The sequence below is a fragment of the Streptomyces sp. NBC_00122 genome, assembly GCF_045160845.1.
Classification (GTDB): Bacteria; Actinomycetota; Actinomycetes; order Streptomycetales; family Streptomycetaceae; genus Streptomyces.
Map to the genome: position 1 here is coordinate 4,497,919 of NZ_CP108191.1, position 14,412 is coordinate 4,512,330.

A 14,412-nucleotide genomic window follows, 5' to 3' on the forward strand; every position below is an offset into this window, starting at 1 on the left:
CCCGGAGCGGAGGCCGGCTCCGCGGGCCGCTACCCTGAGCCGGTCAACAAGCACCGAGAAAGGGTGGACCCAGTGGCGGACATCGAGAGCGCACGGGCGACGTTCAACAAGTTCGACGTGAACGGTGACGGCTTCGTCACGGCCGACGAGTACAGCGCGGCCATGAAGGCGATGGGCGACGCGTACGTCACCGGCGCGGTCGCGGACGCCGTGCTTGCCGCCAAGGACACCAACGGCGACGGCCTGCTGAGCTTCGACGAGTTCTGGGCCGCCCTGAACAAGTAGGCCTCCGCGAAGCGGGTCCCCGCGCAGCAGGCCTCCGCGCCGCCCCCGCCCCGCTTGCCGGGCGGGGGCGCGGTCATGCCCTGCCGCCGCCCGGGGGCGTCATGTCCTCGACCTCGGTGAGGGCCTCCTGGAGCCAGTGCAGCCAGAACGTCTCCAGGGCGATCCCGCCGTGCAGGACGAGCCGGCGCAGCCGGTCCTCCACGGCGTCCCGCTCCGGCGGGAAGTCCTTCTCCTCGATGGCCTGGTACTGGGCCAGCTGCCGCTGGTGCAGCTCCAGGTGGCGCCGCAGCTCCAGGCCGAGCCCCTGCGGCCCGACCACCCCCGCCGCGCGGATGCGCAGCAGCAGGGGATCGCGCATCGGCTTCGGGTCCTGGCTCTCGCCGACCCACCGCGCGAGCTCCGCGCCGCCCGCGGGCAGGACCTCGTACTCCTTCTTCTGCCCCCGCACGGGAACCTCGCTCGGCAGCTCCCGGATCAGCCCGGACTCCTCCAGCCTGCCGAGCTCGCGGTAGATCTGCTGGTGCGTCGCCGACCAGAAGAACCCGATCGACTTGTCGAACCGCCGGGTCAGCTCCAGCCCGGACGAGGGCTTCTCGAGCAGGGCGGTGAGGATGGCGTGCGGCAGCGACATGACGCCATCCTAGGTTTGCGGCCGCTCCGGCCGGTCTGCGGACGGCAAGGCGGACAGCGCGCCAGGGGTACGGGGGCCCGGGACGCCTGCGGGCAGCAGGCCGTGGGCGCGCAGGAAGGCCGTCACCGCCGGGGACCAGGCCTGGCGCAGGCCCGCCTCGGCGAGCAGGGCAGGATCCGAGAGCAGCGCCTGGGCCGCGCCCACCCGGATGCCCGACGGGGTCAGGACCGCGGCGTCGTCGGCCCACCGTACGGCCAGGTCCACGTCGTGGGTGGCCATCACCACCGTGGTTCCCGAGGCGCGCAGCCCCGCCAGGACGTCCAGCAGCCGCTCCTGGCCGTCCGGGTCGAGCCCGGCGGTCGGCTCGTCCAGGATCAGCACCCGCGGAGCCATCGCCACCGCGCCCGCGATCGCCGCGCGCTTGCGCTGCCCGTACGAGAGGAGGTGGGTCGGCCGGTCCCGCAGCGCCGTGATGTCCAGTGCGGCGAGCGCGGAGTCGACCCGCTCGCGGACCTCCGCCACCGGCAGGCCCAGGTTCATCGGGCCGAAGGAGACGTCCTGTTCCACCGACGCCGCGAACAGCTGGTCGTCCGGGTCCTGCACGACCAGCTGGACCGCCGTCCGCAGCCGGGTCAGGCCGGCGCGGTCGTACGAGACCGTCGCCCCCTCCAGGCGCAGCTCGCCCGGCCCCGGCCGCAGGCCGCCGCTCAGCAGCCGCATCAGCGTGGTCTTGCCGCTGCCGTTGCGGCCCAGCAGGACCAGCGCCCGGCCCTCGGCGATCTCGAAGTCGACTCCGCGCAGCACGGCGGGCCCGTCCTCGTACGCGTAGCCCGCGCCCACCAGTTCCACCAACGGCCTCACAGGTACAACTCCTTCAGTACGAGCGTCACGGCGGTCAGACCGGTCAGCAGTGCGGCGCAGGCGGCCAGGAACCGCCAGGACAGCGTCGCCTCGGGGACGAGCACGCGCAGCGCGCCGTCGTAGCCGCGCCCGGCCAGGCCCGACTGGAGCCGCGCCGCGCGGTCGAAGGCCCGTACGAACGAGGTCGCGGCGAGACCGCCCACCGAACGCCATGCCGCCGCCCGGCCGGTGGTGCCGAGCCGGGCCGCCTGGGCCTGCCGGATCCGGGCGAGGGAGTCGAGCAGCAGGAACCCGATCCGGTACATGACCAGGGCCACGTCCACCACGGGAGCCGGCACCCCCGCCCGGACCAGCCGCGGCAGCACGTCCGAGACCGGGGTGGTGAACGCGAACAGCAGCACACCGAGCGAGGCCGCCGAGGTGCGCAGCAGCAGCTCCGCGGCGTGCCGGGGGCCGTCCGGGGCCAGCGAGACGATCCCGCCGGGCCCGCCGACGGCGAACAGCAGCGGCAGCGCCCCCGTGAAGCAGAAGCCGAGCGGGATCCGGAAGGCCCGCCACAGCTGCCGCCCGGCCACCCCGGCGGGGCCGAGGAGCACGGCGAGGGTGGCCGCGGCGACCAGCGGACCGCCTGGCCACGGGGGCAGGCACACCGCGGTGACGGTCAGTCCGATCCCCAGCAGGGCCTTCTCCAGCGGGTGGCGGTGGCGCCAGCGGCTGCTGTGCGCCGCCGCGTCGATCGGCAGCACCGGCTACGACTCCGTGGCGGACGTGGACGCGGCCGCGGCGGCCGCCGCCTCCGCTCCCTGGCGGCGGCCCTTGCGGACGCCGAAGTAGTACGCGAGCACGCCCGCCCCCAGCGCCGCCTGGAGGGCGAACAGCGCCGACTCGATGTCCGCGGACGGGGGTTCGTACAGCGGCGAGAACCAGGGCTCGTAGTCCGGCTCCAGCTCGGTGATGGCCGCCTCCGCCTGCGCGTCGGCGCCGCTGAACGGCTCCTCCTTGCCCTCGCCCAGGCCGAGCACGAGCGGGAGCACGGCCAGCGCCGCCACCAGGAGCAGCAGCAGGGTGTTGATCTTCGCGTTCCTGGTCATCAGGCCGACGCCTCCTGCTTCGTCCCGGATCCGGTGAGCTTGGCGACGCCGAGCCGGACCAGGTCCGACTTGCTGGACTGCATCAGCAGCCGCATCACGAGCACCGTCAGCAGCCCCTCGCTGACCGCGAGCGGGATCTGGGTGAGCGCGAAGATGCCGGCGAACTTCTCCAGCGCGCCCAGGAATCCGGTGCCCGGGTCGGGGAAGGCCAGCGCCAGCTGGACGGAGGTCACGCAGTAGGTGACCAGGTCGGCGAAGAAGGCGCCGAAGAACACGGTCACCATCAGCGGCAGGCCGGACTTCCGCAGCAGCCGGTAGACGCCGTAGCCCGCCCAGGGTCCGGCGATCGCCATCGAGAACACGTTGGCGCCGAGGGTGGTGAGCCCGCCGTGCGCCAGCAGCAGCGCCTGGAAGAGCAGGGTGATCGTGCCGAGCACCGCCATGATCGGCGGCCGGAAGAGGATGGCCCCGAGCCCGGTACCAGTGGGGTGGGAGCAACTGCCCGTCACGGAAGGGATCTTCAGGGCGGACAGGACGAACGTGAATGCTCCGGATGCTCCGAGCAGCAGCGTGCTCTCCGGATTGGCCTTCACCTCGCGGGTGAGGGCGCGTACTCCGTGTACGACAAAGGGAGCGGACGCGGCGCCCCAGGCGACCGCGTGCAACGGGGGCAGAAACCCCTCGGCTATATGCATGAGTGGGGAAGACCTCTCCAGCACCTCGTGGATGGACAGCGCGCCCCGGCCGGTCTCCTGGCTCACGGGTACTGATGCCCGGACTCCGCCTTCCCGGGGCCGTGCGGTCTCCCGCGCGGGCCCAGTGGCTTCCGTAGGAATGGAGCCGGACTTCCCGATCACAGTGGCGAGGGCCGCACCGGTTTCGCACCGGTTTCCCGAACACCAAGGCCCATTGACCCTAGTCGGCCGCGCGGAGAGGTGACAAACCGCTCCGAACACCACCAGGCGGTGCCCGGAGTACGGCAGGTGGCCCAGCCCGTCGGGCGCACGGGGGAGCGGCCTGGTGAAGTGGAGGGCGCAGTGCGGTACACGTTCCCCCACCAGGGCGGTACGCGAGCCCGGCTCGCTCCTGCCGCGTGAAGGAGACAGGACGATGGCGGAGGCGGGAGAGAGGTACGGGGACCTGCGGGCCCTGGTGATCAACTGCACGCTCAAGCGGTCGCCGGAGCGCAGCCACACCGAGGGCCTGATCGACCTCAGCCGCGGCATCATGGAACGCCAGGGCGTGCAGGTCGAGGTCGTGCGGGCGGTGGACCTCGACATCGCCACGGGTGTGTGGCCGGACATGACCGACCACGGCTGGGAGACGGACGAGTGGCCGGTCGTCTACAGCAAGGTGATGGGCGCCGACATGCTGACGCTGGCCGGGCCGGTGTGGCTGGGTGACAACTCCTCGGTCATGAAGCAGGTGATCGAACGTCTCTACGCCTGTTCGTCGATCCTGAACGAGGCCGGCCAGTACGCCTACTACGGCCGCGTGGGCGGATGTCTGATCACGGGCAACGAGGACGGTGCGAAGCACTGCGCGATGAACGTGCTGTACAGCCTGCAGCACCTGGGGTACGTGATCCCGCCGCAGGCGGACGCGGGCTGGGTGGGGGAGGCCGGCCCCGGTCCCTCGTACCTCGACCCGGGTTCGGGCGGCCCGGAGAACGACTTCACCAACCGCAACACCACCTTCATGACCTGGAACATGCTCCACATGGCGAGGATGCTGAAGGACGCCGGCGGCATCCCCGCCCACGGCAATCAGCGGTCGGAGTGGGACGCGGGGTGCCGCTTCGACTTCGAGAACCCCGAGCACAGGTGAGGGACGCTCCGGCAGGCACCCGGGCACGGACCTCCGCGATCCACGGAGGGGAGGGCGGCTCAGATCGACCGCGAGCGATTCTTGAGAACGCTGACGTTCTGGCTGCGTCCGGCATTCGCGCTCCGCGTGGTGAACCGATTCCAGAGAATCGCGGGGTTCGACCGCTCGATGGCGCTGGCTTCCAGCATGCTGACCACGATGGTCTCCCTCGCGATCCTCTGCGGCGCCGTTCTGGCCGGCATCGGTGACAAGGACGTCGCCGACCGGATCATCGAACGGTACGGCCTCACGGGGGCCGGAGCCGACGCGGTGCGGAAGCTCTTCTCCTCGGCGGCCGACACGAGCCTCGGCGTCCTCGGGGCCCTGTTCCTGCTGATCTCCACGCTGAGCTTCGCGCGGGCGGTGCAGCGGTTGTTCGAGCAGACGTGGGAGCTGCGGCCATTGAGCGTGCGCAACACGGTGAACGACGCGAAGTGGGCCCTCGTCTTCGTGCTCTACGTGCCGGCGAGCGGCTGGCTCGTCGCCGTCACCGGCCGCGGACACCTCACGCTGGCGGTGAGCCTGGCCGAGGCGTCGCTGACCGGGATCTTCCTTATCTGGGGCGGCTGGATCCTCTCGGCGAAAAGGATCGCCTGGCGTGATCTCCTGCCGTTCGGAGTCATCGCGTCCGTCGCGACGGCGGTCTATTTCGTGGCCGCGGAGCTCTATCTGCCGCGCCTGTTCAACTCCTACGCCGACCGCTACGGCGCGGTGGGCGTGGTCTTCGCGATGCTCTCGTCGTTCTTCGCCGTCGTGCTGGTCGTGGTGGGGTCGGCGGCGCTCGGCCGGGAGGTGCACGACGAACTCGGCCGGATCCGCCAGGGCGAGCGGCCGCCCGATGACGAGGTCCGCCGCGAATGGGACAACGTGGTCGGCCAGATGAGAGAGCGGTGGCACACCACCCGGGGGAAGATCACTCGTTTCCGGCCGGCCCGGAAGCCGAAACGGCCCTGAGCGGGTGTTCCCGTTCAGACGTCGGGGGTGGCGATGATGTGGCCGGCGGAGACGGCAGCGGTGAGCGCGGCGTGGTCGGAGACGGTCTGGTCGGCGTAGGCGAGTGCGAAGTCGGCGACGGCCCGGTCGAAGGCGTCGCCGTTGCCGAGGTAGCCGGCGATGGCGATGCGGTCGCCGGTACGGGCGTGGGCGCGGGCCAGGGCGATCCCGCACAGTCCGGCGTAGTCGCGGAGCGCGGACGGGGTCATGGTCTCGACCACCGCCGATCCCTTCATGTCGCGCAGCTGGCGGCAGTAGAAGTGGCGCCCCTCCGGTCCGGTCGTCCAGCCGAGGAAGATGTCGCTGGTGGCCTGCATCAGCCGCTGCCCCGCGACCACCCGGTGGCCGTGATGGTCATGACTGCCGGCCGGCAGGTGTGCCTCCAGCACCGACGGCACGGCCTCCTTGATCTGGAGGAAGAGCGGGTCCTGCTCGTCGCGGCCGGTCAGCAGGGCGATGTAGCAGCGCGTGCCCACGCTTCCCACGCCGACGACCTTCCGGGCCGCGTCGACGAACCGGTAGCGGTCCAGCAGGAGGCGGCGCTCCTCGGGGAGGGTGCTGCGGTACTCCCTGAAGATCTTGTCGACGGCCTGTGTCGCGCGCCGGCCGGCGTTCTCCAGCAGAGGGGGGTCGTCGATGATGCGTCGGCGTCCGTCCCGGATCTCGGTGAGCTTGTCGAGCGCCTGCAGGCTGGTGCGTCCGCGGGCGCGCTCCAGGTTCGCCTCGGCCCGTCCCCGCTGCTTGCGCTGGCGGATCAGGGGGAGTACCTCGTAGGGGTCGATCCGCTGGTACCAGACGGCGAGCTCGCCCTGCCCGGCCAGCTGCCGCATGGCGCGCCGGTAGGTCTCGGCAGCGGAGAGAGCGGCCTGCCACGCGCGTGCGTCACCTTGCCCCCGGTCGCGGGCGGCCACGGCGACGCTGGCGGCGAGCCGCTTGACGTCCCATTCGAACGGGCCGGGCAGGGTCTCGTCGAAGTCGTTGAGGTCGAACAGCAGGGCCCGTTCGGGTGAGGCGAAGACGCCGAAGTTCATCAGGTGCGCGTCACCGCAGAGCTGGACGGTCAGACCGGTGTTCGGTACGGCGGCCAGGTCCGCGGTCATGACGGCGGCCGCGCCGCGCAGGAAGGTGAACGGGGAGACCGCCATCCGTCCGTAGCGGATCGGCAGCAGCTCGGCCACCCGGTCGGCAGCCTGCCGCTGCAGCACCCACAGGGGATCGGGACGGTCCTCGGCAGGGGTCCACCGGCCGTGCGAGGCCCGGCTGACCTGCTTGCGGACCGCGCGCCCGATCCGGGCCCGGTCGGCTGGACTGGTCATGGTCTGCTCCTTGTCGCTCCGCACCCTGACCGAACGGCGGGGACGGCGGATCGCGGGCGAGGCCTATTCCTTCGTCGCGGCTGCCTGCAGGGTCGGCCACTTGAATTCGATCTCCAGCTCGATCTCCCCGTCGCCGACCTCGACCTCGATTTCGGTGCGGAGTTCGTCGGGGATCCGCAGGGTCAGCGTTCCGGGCCCGAGATCCAGTTCGGCCGTGCCGCCGCGCCTGAGGGCGTCCGCGAGCGCGGAGAGCTGATCGGCGGCCTCAAGGCGTGTCAGCGAACTCTTCTGCTCGAATTCGAGGTCCTTCACGGCTGTCTCCAACCTGGGGGGAACGACAGACATGGCTAATTGTGGCGGTATGTCTCATAGAGGGCATCTTCATGTCGGGCGGGCGAAGGCCAGCGCGACGACTTCGCGCCAGTCGGGGGGCGGGGCGGGCGTGCGGGACCCGGGCCGGTCCTTGGGTACCAGAACGCGCAAGGCGCCCGGACGGATGGTGCAGGTGACGGGGGCGGGCAGGGTGAGGGCTTCGCCGTCCACGGCGACCGCGATGCGGTCGCCGTCCGAGGTGACGACGATCCTGCGGGAGGTCAGTACGTGCAGACCTGCCGCACGGGCCCCTCTGACGGCGACGTCCGCCGCCTGGGCCGCATTGCCCACCCGGATCCCGACGACGCCCAGCGACCCCTGGTCGAGCCGGGGCCTGCGGCCGCCCGCGGACGTGGGATCGGGGGTGGAGTACGGGTTGTTGCTGACCAGGAGGGCCTGCTGGGACTCCAGCTTCGTGTCGTCCGTCTGCGCGTCGAGCGGGCGGCCGGAGTATCCGAGCAGGAGGTCCGGCAGCGCGTCCAGGATCGAGCCCGCCTTGGCGTCGCGGTATTCCGGGCGCTGCACGACCTGTGCGTAGACGCCGAACGAGGCCGTGTTGACGAAGGCGCGGCCGCCCACGACGCCCAGGTCGATCCGGAGTTCCTCCCCGTCGGTCAGCGCGTCCAGGCACCGGGACGGGTCCTCCCGGTCCAGGCCGAGGTCCATGGCGAAGTGGTTCCTGGTGCCCGCGGAGATCGCCAGGAACGGCAGGCCGTGCTCGGCGGCCACCTCGGCCACCCGGGCCTGGGTGCCGTCGCCGCCGGCCACCCCCAGCAGGTCCGCGCCCTCGGCGACCGCCCGGCGGGCGATCGTCGCGAGGTCCGCCTCGCCCTCGCCGCCCAGCAGCACGACCCGGGCGCCCAGCGCCTCGGCCCTCTCGACCAGCCCGAAGCGGCCGACCTTGCCGCCGCCGGACTTCGGGTTCATGATCAGTACCGGATGCCGGGGGAGGGAGCACGGGACGGCACGCATGCCTTCGGGTTTCCGCGCCCGCAGCAGCGCCCACCGCGAGCACGCCACGGCGGCCGCCCACAGTGCGATCGCGGCCAGCAGGGTGGGCCACAGGCCCGCCCGGGTGTAGAGCACCAGGACGGCCACGGGCGCGGCCACCGCGACCAGCACCCCGGCCGCCCGCACCGCCCCGCGATGGGACAGGGCCCACCACGTACCCATCGCCGTGAGCGCCGAACAGGCCACCCCGGCGGCGAGGATGACCAGACCGCCGAACCCGCTCGCCGCCACCAGCGACACCGCCGCTCCCAGCGCGCAGACCACGGCCAGGCGCGCCGACGCGCGTGCGCGCGCCGGCGTGCCGGATCCGGGCGACAGGGACATCGTCCTCACCCGCCGCGGATGGTGCTCAGGACTCGGATCGGGATTCGGCTTCGGCCACTGCGATGGCGATCCCCAGAGCCTCCGTGATGTGGGTGGCCGCGGACATGACGCGGGCGGTGCCCACGATCGGCGCGATGGCCACCAGGACGTCCTGGAGCTTCTGTGCGTCCACGCCGGATTCCATGGCGGGGCCGGCGTGGGCGACGTAGGACATCGCGGGCGCGTCCATGGCGACGAGCGCGGCGATGCGGGTGAGGATGAGGGTGTCCGCGGACAGGCCGCACCGCTCGAGCGAGTCGAGCGTCATGGCGGCGAGGGTGTCGAGGACAGGAGTGTCGGACGCAGACGTCATGCGGTTCATCTCCTGACGGGATCGGGGGGCTGACGCCGTCAGTGGAGGGGAACCGGGTTCTCCTGCGGCGTATCCCTGTCCATCGACCTTAGGAACATTTCGGACTGTGCGCATCCCGGGGTTCAGCACCCGCTCTGGTGCGCGATGTCCACGACGAACCGCTCCGGCGAGTGCAGGGAGAAGGTGCGGTAGTACGGGACCGTGTCGAAGGCGGCGCCGAAGGTCACGTACCCCTCGAAGTCGCCGGTCAGGGCGAGGCCCTTGAGCTTGCTGAGGTTGATCTTCTGGAGCGCGGGCCCCTGGTAGGTGCTGTGGCCCGCGTCGTCGTGGGCGGCGGCGGGGTTGAGGCGGATCTCCAGGAAGTACTTCCCGGCCAGCGGCACGGGCTTGCCGGACCCGTCGTAGAACAGGTGCGGGACGGAGGTGACGCTCACCCCGGGGGCGAACCCCCGCAGGTCGATGACGATCCGGTCGTAGGTGGGGTGCCCGCCCCAGCGGGCGTTGACGACGAGCGGTGTCTGGATCTGCGTCTGGGTCCGGGTCCGGGCGGCGATGGCGGCCGAGGCCGGCGCGGCGGACGAGAGCCCGGCGGCGAGCAGGGCGCCGGAGGCCAGGGCCACGATCCGGCGGAAGGTCGGGTGGATCATGACGTCCCCTCGATTCTCGGGAGGCGGGGACTTGTGACACAGCCTAGGACGCCGTAGCGGACCCAGTAGTTCCACTTCTCCTTCCGCAATTCCTCCGGTACGCAACTCCCCTTGGTGGCAGGCTGGTTGAGTGGAATCCGACCCGCTCGACACAGGAGAGAACCGGATGCGCCGACGCCGTCTTACGCGCCGTGGAACGGTCGCCGTGGCTCTCGTCCTGGCGGCCACCGCCTGCGGCGGCGACGCGGACCGAGAGGTCTCGCAGGAGGGCAAGGGCGGCTACCACTGGGCGGCCACGGACGAGATCTGCAACGTGCTGCCCTACGGCGAGCTCGCCGACCCGCTGGGTGCGCGCGAGGAGGCCGCGGACCGGATCAAGCGGTCCGGTGGGGGCGCCCCGGGCGTCAAGTGCGAACAGCCGCTCGTCGAGTCCGGCCCGGCGAAGTACGGCAGCGTCAAGGTCGAGCTGGACCTCGCCTACACCGAGAGCGTCGACTTCGCGAAGGACGTCTTCGCCAGGGGCCGGGAGGACACGGTCAAGGCCATGCCGGACAGCGGCCTCACCGAGGTGAAGGGCGTCGGTAAGGAGGCCTACCGGTTCGCCTACGACAAGCCGACCGAGCTGCGCCAGGTCCGTGAGCTGCGCCTGCGGGACAGCAACCTGATGATCGACGTGACGGTCACGGCCGAAGCGCGCACCCAGCCCACCCCCGAGAGCCTGAAGGCGTACGACGCGTCGGTGGACGACTTCGCCAAGGGCGTCCTCAAGGCCCTGCGCCGCGGACAGTGAAGCGGACGGCGCCGCGGACGGCGCCGGACAGCGCGCAGGGCCCGGCGCGTGCTTGAGTTCTAGTGGTCGTCGCAACACCCCAGCTCAGGGGATGCGATGGACTTCGAGGTTCGGGCGGATCGACGGCCACAGGGACGCAAGAAGTTGAGCCGCGAGCGGGAGACATACCTTCTGCTCGTGGATCAAGGGACTTCTCACCTGGACGCCTGCGGGATCGTTGGCATCAACGACGGGACAGGCAGGCGATGGCGTAACGGCCGGCAGGCGTCCGGGAAGAACAAGGCGGCACCGCCTCTCGTGGAAACGGGGCCGTGGCGGTACACCGAGGCCCCAGAGCCGGCGGCCGCCCAGGAGCCCGAGGACGACGCTCCTTCGCGCTACCTGCGCGAGGCGGACCGGATCCACGTAGCCGACCGCCTCCGGGAGAAGGCGTCAGTCCGCACGATCGCTGCCGAGCTGGGACGCAGCCCGTCCACCATCAGCCGGGAGATCCGCCGCAACCGCACGGTCCTGCCCAGCGGCCAGTGGTACTACCGACCGCATGCGGCCCACCGGCGAGCAATTCGGCGACGGCCTCGGCCGAAGGTCGGCAAGATCGGCCAGAACCCGGAGCTCCGTGACTTCGTCCAGCATCACCTGACCCTGCGCTGGAGTCCCGAGCAGATCTGCCACGCTCTGCGCAGACGCTTCCCCGCCCGGCCGGAGATGCACGTGGTTCACGAGACGATCTACCAAGCTCTCTACGTCCAAGGCCGCGGCGAGCTGAAGCGGGAACTGACCCGCGCTTTGCGGACCGGACGCGCAGTGCGCCGGCCCCATCGCCACTCAGCACGCCGCAGGAAGCGGTTCCCCCACCCAATGGTGATGATCAGCGAGCGGCCCGCAGAAGTCGCAGACCGCGCTGTCCCCGGGCACTGGGAAGGCGACCTCATCATCGGCAGCAACTCCCGCTCCGCCATCGCCACCCTGGTCGAACGCAGCACTCGCTACTTGATGCTGGTCCACCTTCCCAACGGCCACGGAGCCGCCGCTGTCCGCAAGGCACTGGTCGACACGGTCCAGACCCTGCCGCCCCACTTGAAACGGTCCTTGACCTGGGACCAGGGCGCCGAGATGGCCGCCCACCACGCTTTCAGTGTCGCCACGGACGTGCCGGTCTACTTCTGCGATCCCGGCAGCCCCTGGCAGCGAGGCTCGAACGAGAACACCAACGGCCTCCTGCGGCAGTACTTCCCTAAGGGCAGCAGCCTGTCCGGCCACACCCGGGACCACTTCGACGCAGTCGCTGCCGAACTCAACAGCCGCCCACGCAAGACGCTCGGCTGGGAAACCCCAGCCGAGCGCCTGTCTAAACTGCTCGCCACCACGCGTCGGTGATCACGTGTGGCAACGACCCCTGGGATTCGCCTATGAGCTGGGCCTTCGCCGTGGAGCGGGTGACGGGAATCGAACCCGCGCTCTGAGCTTGGGAATCACCGGGCCGTCACGGAGGGGGTTGACGCTGACCAGCGCAAACGGCCTCTGGTGATTAATCGCGAGGCGTCGCGCTTGACTGCTCTTGACTGCTGGGATCCGCTCTTTCTGGCACGGATGTGGCACGGGCTTCCATCCGCTCTGACGGGTCGCGTCACCGACCCCGCACCCGATAACACTGTCACCCGAATGGCCCAACATGACGTGCCACCCACATGGGTGAAGATCAAGCTGGCTAGTGCCCCAACCGAGGCAATCTGTGAAAGGCGAACCAAATGCGCATTCGACGAATCCTCGCCGCAGTCTTCGCCACGGCAGCCCTCGCCGGACTCGGCCTCACAGGCGCCGCCACCGCCACCGCCGGCAGCGTCACCCCGGCCAGCGTCACCCCGGGTGAGTGCACGGACAACGGCGGAACGATCGATCGGTCGACGCCCGTGCTCCCGACCTGCAGGGGCGGTATGTACGACGGGCAGACGGTCGACTAAACCCCACTAGGCCCGTTGCGAAAGTGGATCGTCGCCCCGCAGCCACGCGTTGCGGGGCGACTCCCTCGCGAGCGTTCTCCCTCGGCTGACGGCTCAACGTACCTGGGAGGCGTGACGATCGCACACGAGCCAGATGAGGTCGGCGGGAGCGGCTTTGGGCTGGAGCTGCCGTGGGGCGAGAGATTGGGGCCCGTACGCTGGTCGCGAATCGGGCAGTCTCCAGGGCAGCAGCCTGTCCGGCCACACCCGGGACCACCTCGACGCAGTCGCTGCCGAACTCAACAGCCGCCCACGCAAGACGCTCGGCTGGGAAACCCCAGCCGAGCGCCTGTCTAAACTGCTCGCCACCACACGTCGGTGATCACGTGTTGCAACGACCCCTGGAATTCGCCGTGCGCCGGGCCCTGCGCGTCACCTGCCGTGGATCAGCACTCGATGACGTTGACCGCGAGGCCGCCGCGGGCGGTCTCCTTGTACTTCACCTTCATGTCCGCACCGGTCTCCTTCATGGTCTTGATGACCTTGTCGAGGGAGACCTTGTGGCTGCCGTCGCCGCGCATGGCCATCTTGGCCGCCGTGACGGCCTTGACCGCCGCCATGCCGTTGCGCTCGATGCAGGGGATCTGGACGAGGCCGCCGACCGGGTCGCAGGTCAGGCCCAGGTTGTGTTCCATGCCGATCTCGGCCGCGTTCTCGACCTGCTCCGGGGTGCCGCCCAGGACCTCGGCCAGCGCGCCGGCCGCCATCGAGCAGGCCGAGCCCACCTCGCCCTGGCAGCCGACCTCGGCGCCGGAGATCGAGGCGTTCTCCTTGAAGAGCATGCCGATCGCGCCCGCGGCGAGGAGGAAGCGGACCACGCCGTCCTCGTCCGCGCCCGGCACGAAGTTCACGTAGTAGTGCAGGACGGCGGGCAGGACCCCGGCCGCGCCGTTGGTGGGCGCGGTGACGACCCGGCCGCCCGCCGCGTTCTCCTCGTTGACCGCCATCGCGTAGATCGTCGTCCACTCGCTGCGGTGCATCATCGGGTCGCCCTCGGTGCGCAGCTGGCGCGCCGTGGAGGCGGCGCGGCGCTTGACGCGCAGGCCGCCCGGGAGGATGCCCTCGCGGGACATGCCGCGGGCGACGCACGACTGCATGACGCGCCAGATCTCCAGCAGGCCCTCGCGGATCTCCTCCTCGGTGCGCCAGGCCTTCTCGTTCTCCATCATCAGGGAGGAGATCGACAGGCCGGTCTCGTTCGCCAGGCGCAGCATCTCGTCGCCGGAGCGGAAGGGGTACTTCAGCACCGTGTCGTCGAGCTTGATCCGGTCCTCGCCGACCGCGTCCTCGTCCACGACGAAGCCGCCGCCGACGGAGTAGTAGGTCTTCTCCAGCAGCGGGGCGCCGGTGTCGTCGTACGCGAAGAGCGTCATGCCGTTCGCGTGGTACGGCAGGGAGCGCCGACGGTGCAGGATCAGCTGGGTCGGCTCGTCGAAGGCGATCTCGTGGCCATCGCCTATCTCCGTGCCGAGGAGGCGCAGGCGGCCGCTCTTGCGGATGCGCTCGACCTCGTCGTCGGCCGTCTCGACGTTCACGGTGCGGGGGGAGTGGCCCTCCAGACCCAGCAGGACCGCCTTGGGAGTGCCGTGGCCGTGGCCGGTCGCGCCGAGGGAGCCGAACAGCTCGGCACGGACGGACGCGGTCTGGGCGAGGACACCGTCCTTCTTGAGCCGCGTCACGAACATGCGCGCGGCACGCATCGGGCCGACCGTGTGGGAGGAGGACGGGCCGATGCCGATGGAGAAGAGGTCGAAGACGGAGATGGCCACTGGCGGACTCCCTTGTCTGCTCGTGGGGTGGAGGGGGCGGGAGATGTGGATTGTTCGGATTTTGTCCGACAGACGAGCTTAACGCGGTGAAATGAACGGCTCGT

Annotated in this window: 18 protein-coding genes and 1 riboswitch; of the genes, 6 read left to right on the forward strand and 12 right to left on the reverse strand. The window is 70.8% G+C overall.

The window, feature by feature from the left end:
• The first annotated feature begins 72 nt into the window (after window positions 1-72).
• On the forward strand, window positions 73-285 hold the full coding sequence (locus tag OG737_RS21465) for an EF-hand domain-containing protein (RefSeq protein WP_328927755.1): 213 nt from the start codon (window positions 73-75) through the stop codon (window positions 283-285).
• A gap of 73 nt (window positions 286-358) precedes the next feature.
• Here the strand turns inward: OG737_RS21465 and OG737_RS21470 are convergent, their stop codons facing one another.
• From OG737_RS21470 to OG737_RS21490, 5 genes are read right to left on the reverse strand one after another with little or no spacing between them, the layout of a single operon-like run.
• The gene (locus OG737_RS21470; protein ID WP_328927756.1) at window positions 359-916 is read right to left on the reverse strand and encodes a PadR family transcriptional regulator; all 558 of its coding nucleotides are present in this window, start codon (window positions 914-916) and stop codon (window positions 359-361) included.
• Between the two features lie 9 nt (window positions 917-925).
• Complete coding sequence (locus OG737_RS21475) at window positions 926-1,777, reverse strand: ATP-binding cassette domain-containing protein (RefSeq protein WP_328927757.1); 852 nt, start codon at window positions 1,775-1,777, stop codon at window positions 926-928.
• The gene (gene cbiQ / locus OG737_RS21480; RefSeq protein ID WP_328927758.1) at window positions 1,774-2,523 is read right to left on the reverse strand and encodes a cobalt ECF transporter T component CbiQ; all 750 of its coding nucleotides are present in this window, start codon (window positions 2,521-2,523) and stop codon (window positions 1,774-1,776) included. The genes OG737_RS21475 and cbiQ overlap by 4 nt, the downstream gene beginning before the upstream one ends.
• A 3-nt stretch (window positions 2,524-2,526) precedes the next feature.
• Window positions 2,527-2,868 carry an energy-coupling factor ABC transporter substrate-binding protein gene (locus OG737_RS21485; protein ID WP_405921869.1) on the reverse strand — a complete coding sequence of 114 codons (342 nt, stop codon included), beginning with the start codon at window positions 2,866-2,868 and terminating at the stop codon, window positions 2,527-2,529.
• Entirely contained in the window at window positions 2,868-3,563 is a 696-nt protein-coding gene (locus tag OG737_RS21490) for an energy-coupling factor ABC transporter permease (protein WP_328930432.1), read from the reverse strand. Before OG737_RS21490 ends, OG737_RS21485 begins: the two co-directional genes overlap by 1 nt.
• Window positions 3,564-3,592: 29 nt before the next feature.
• Window positions 3,593-3,811, reverse strand: a riboswitch (cobalamin riboswitch).
• 167 nt (window positions 3,812-3,978) lie between these two features.
• Here OG737_RS21490 and OG737_RS21495 point away from each other — a divergent pair.
• Window positions 3,979-4,695 (forward strand): flavodoxin family protein, encoded by a 717-nt coding sequence (locus OG737_RS21495; RefSeq protein ID WP_328927760.1) that lies wholly within the window; start codon window positions 3,979-3,981, stop codon window positions 4,693-4,695.
• A gap of 59 nt (window positions 4,696-4,754) precedes the next feature.
• Here OG737_RS21495 and OG737_RS21500 read toward each other — a convergent pair whose 3' ends face one another.
• The gene (locus OG737_RS21500; protein WP_328927761.1) at window positions 4,755-4,892 is read right to left on the reverse strand and encodes a hypothetical protein; all 138 of its coding nucleotides are present in this window, start codon (window positions 4,890-4,892) and stop codon (window positions 4,755-4,757) included.
• Between OG737_RS21500 and OG737_RS21505 the strand changes: the two genes are divergently transcribed.
• Window positions 4,882-5,688 carry a hypothetical protein gene (locus OG737_RS21505; RefSeq protein ID WP_328927762.1) on the forward strand — a complete coding sequence of 269 codons (807 nt, stop codon included), beginning with the start codon at window positions 4,882-4,884 and terminating at the stop codon, window positions 5,686-5,688. The two genes, OG737_RS21500 and OG737_RS21505, sit on opposite strands and share 11 nt — an antisense overlap.
• Window positions 5,689-5,702: 14 nt before the next feature.
• Here the strand turns inward: OG737_RS21505 and OG737_RS21510 are convergent, their stop codons facing one another.
• The 5 genes from OG737_RS21510 to OG737_RS21530 form a co-directional block, all read right to left on the reverse strand.
• Window positions 5,703-7,043, reverse strand: a complete 1,341-nt coding sequence (locus tag OG737_RS21510) for a DUF2252 domain-containing protein (RefSeq protein ID WP_328927763.1) — start codon at window positions 7,041-7,043, stop codon at window positions 5,703-5,705.
• Window positions 7,044-7,106: 63 nt separating this feature from the next.
• A complete protein-coding gene (locus tag OG737_RS21515; RefSeq protein ID WP_328927764.1) occupies window positions 7,107-7,355 on the reverse strand; it encodes an amphi-Trp domain-containing protein in 249 nt (82 codons plus the stop codon).
• Between the two features lie 69 nt (window positions 7,356-7,424).
• Complete coding sequence (locus OG737_RS21520) at window positions 7,425-8,750, reverse strand: diacylglycerol/lipid kinase family protein (RefSeq protein WP_405678450.1); 1,326 nt, start codon at window positions 8,748-8,750, stop codon at window positions 7,425-7,427.
• Window positions 8,751-8,775: 25 nt separating this feature from the next.
• Complete coding sequence (locus OG737_RS21525) at window positions 8,776-9,102, reverse strand: carboxymuconolactone decarboxylase family protein (protein WP_328927766.1); 327 nt, start codon at window positions 9,100-9,102, stop codon at window positions 8,776-8,778.
• Window positions 9,103-9,224: 122 nt separating this feature from the next.
• Entirely contained in the window at window positions 9,225-9,749 is a 525-nt protein-coding gene (locus OG737_RS21530; protein WP_328927767.1) for a hypothetical protein, read from the reverse strand.
• Window positions 9,750-9,954: 205 nt separating this feature from the next.
• Here OG737_RS21530 and OG737_RS21535 point away from each other — a divergent pair, with 205 nt between their 5' ends.
• From OG737_RS21535 to OG737_RS21545, 3 genes are all read left to right on the forward strand, one after another.
• Complete coding sequence (locus OG737_RS21535) at window positions 9,955-10,539, forward strand: hypothetical protein (RefSeq protein WP_328927768.1); 585 nt, start codon at window positions 9,955-9,957, stop codon at window positions 10,537-10,539.
• A gap of 96 nt (window positions 10,540-10,635) precedes the next feature.
• On the forward strand, window positions 10,636-11,916 hold the full coding sequence (locus OG737_RS21540; RefSeq protein ID WP_405678447.1) for an IS30 family transposase: 1,281 nt from the start codon (window positions 10,636-10,638) through the stop codon (window positions 11,914-11,916).
• A gap of 371 nt (window positions 11,917-12,287) precedes the next feature.
• On the forward strand, window positions 12,288-12,500 hold the full coding sequence (locus OG737_RS21545) for a hypothetical protein (protein WP_405921870.1): 213 nt from the start codon (window positions 12,288-12,290) through the stop codon (window positions 12,498-12,500).
• Window positions 12,501-12,925: 425 nt separating this feature from the next.
• Here OG737_RS21545 and OG737_RS21550 read toward each other — a convergent pair whose 3' ends face one another.
• Window positions 12,926-14,308 carry an L-serine ammonia-lyase gene (locus OG737_RS21550; protein ID WP_328927770.1) on the reverse strand — a complete coding sequence of 461 codons (1,383 nt, stop codon included), beginning with the start codon at window positions 14,306-14,308 and terminating at the stop codon, window positions 12,926-12,928.
• Between the last annotated feature and the right edge of the window lie 104 nt (window positions 14,309-14,412).

Excerpts from the sequence above, each read along its gene's own strand:
- OG737_RS21470 (WP_328927756.1), bottom strand. The coding sequence starts at position 916 with ATGTCGCTGCCGCACGCCATCCTCACCGCCCTGCTCGAGAAGCCCTCG.
- OG737_RS21485 (WP_405921869.1), bottom strand. The coding sequence starts at position 2,868 with ATGACCAGGAACGCGAAGATCAACACCCTGCTGCTGCTCCTGGTGGCG.
- OG737_RS21490 (WP_328930432.1), bottom strand. The coding sequence starts at position 3,563 with ATGCATATAGCCGAGGGGTTTCTGCCCCCGTTGCACGCGGTCGCCTGG.
- OG737_RS21495 (WP_328927760.1), top strand. The coding sequence starts at position 3,979 with ATGGCGGAGGCGGGAGAGAGGTACGGGGACCTGCGGGCCCTGGTGATC.
- OG737_RS21505 (WP_328927762.1), top strand. The coding sequence starts at position 4,882 with ATGCTGACCACGATGGTCTCCCTCGCGATCCTCTGCGGCGCCGTTCTG.
- OG737_RS21510 (WP_328927763.1), bottom strand. The coding sequence starts at position 7,043 with ATGACCAGTCCAGCCGACCGGGCCCGGATCGGGCGCGCGGTCCGCAAG.
- OG737_RS21520 (WP_405678450.1), bottom strand. The coding sequence starts at position 8,750 with ATGTCCCTGTCGCCCGGATCCGGCACGCCGGCGCGCGCACGCGCGTCG.
- OG737_RS21525 (WP_328927766.1), bottom strand. The coding sequence starts at position 9,102 with ATGACGTCTGCGTCCGACACTCCTGTCCTCGACACCCTCGCCGCCATG.
- OG737_RS21530 (WP_328927767.1), bottom strand. The coding sequence starts at position 9,749 with ATGATCCACCCGACCTTCCGCCGGATCGTGGCCCTGGCCTCCGGCGCC.
- OG737_RS21540 (WP_405678447.1), top strand. The coding sequence starts at position 10,636 with ATGGACTTCGAGGTTCGGGCGGATCGACGGCCACAGGGACGCAAGAAG.
- OG737_RS21545 (WP_405921870.1), top strand. The coding sequence starts at position 12,288 with ATGCGCATTCGACGAATCCTCGCCGCAGTCTTCGCCACGGCAGCCCTC.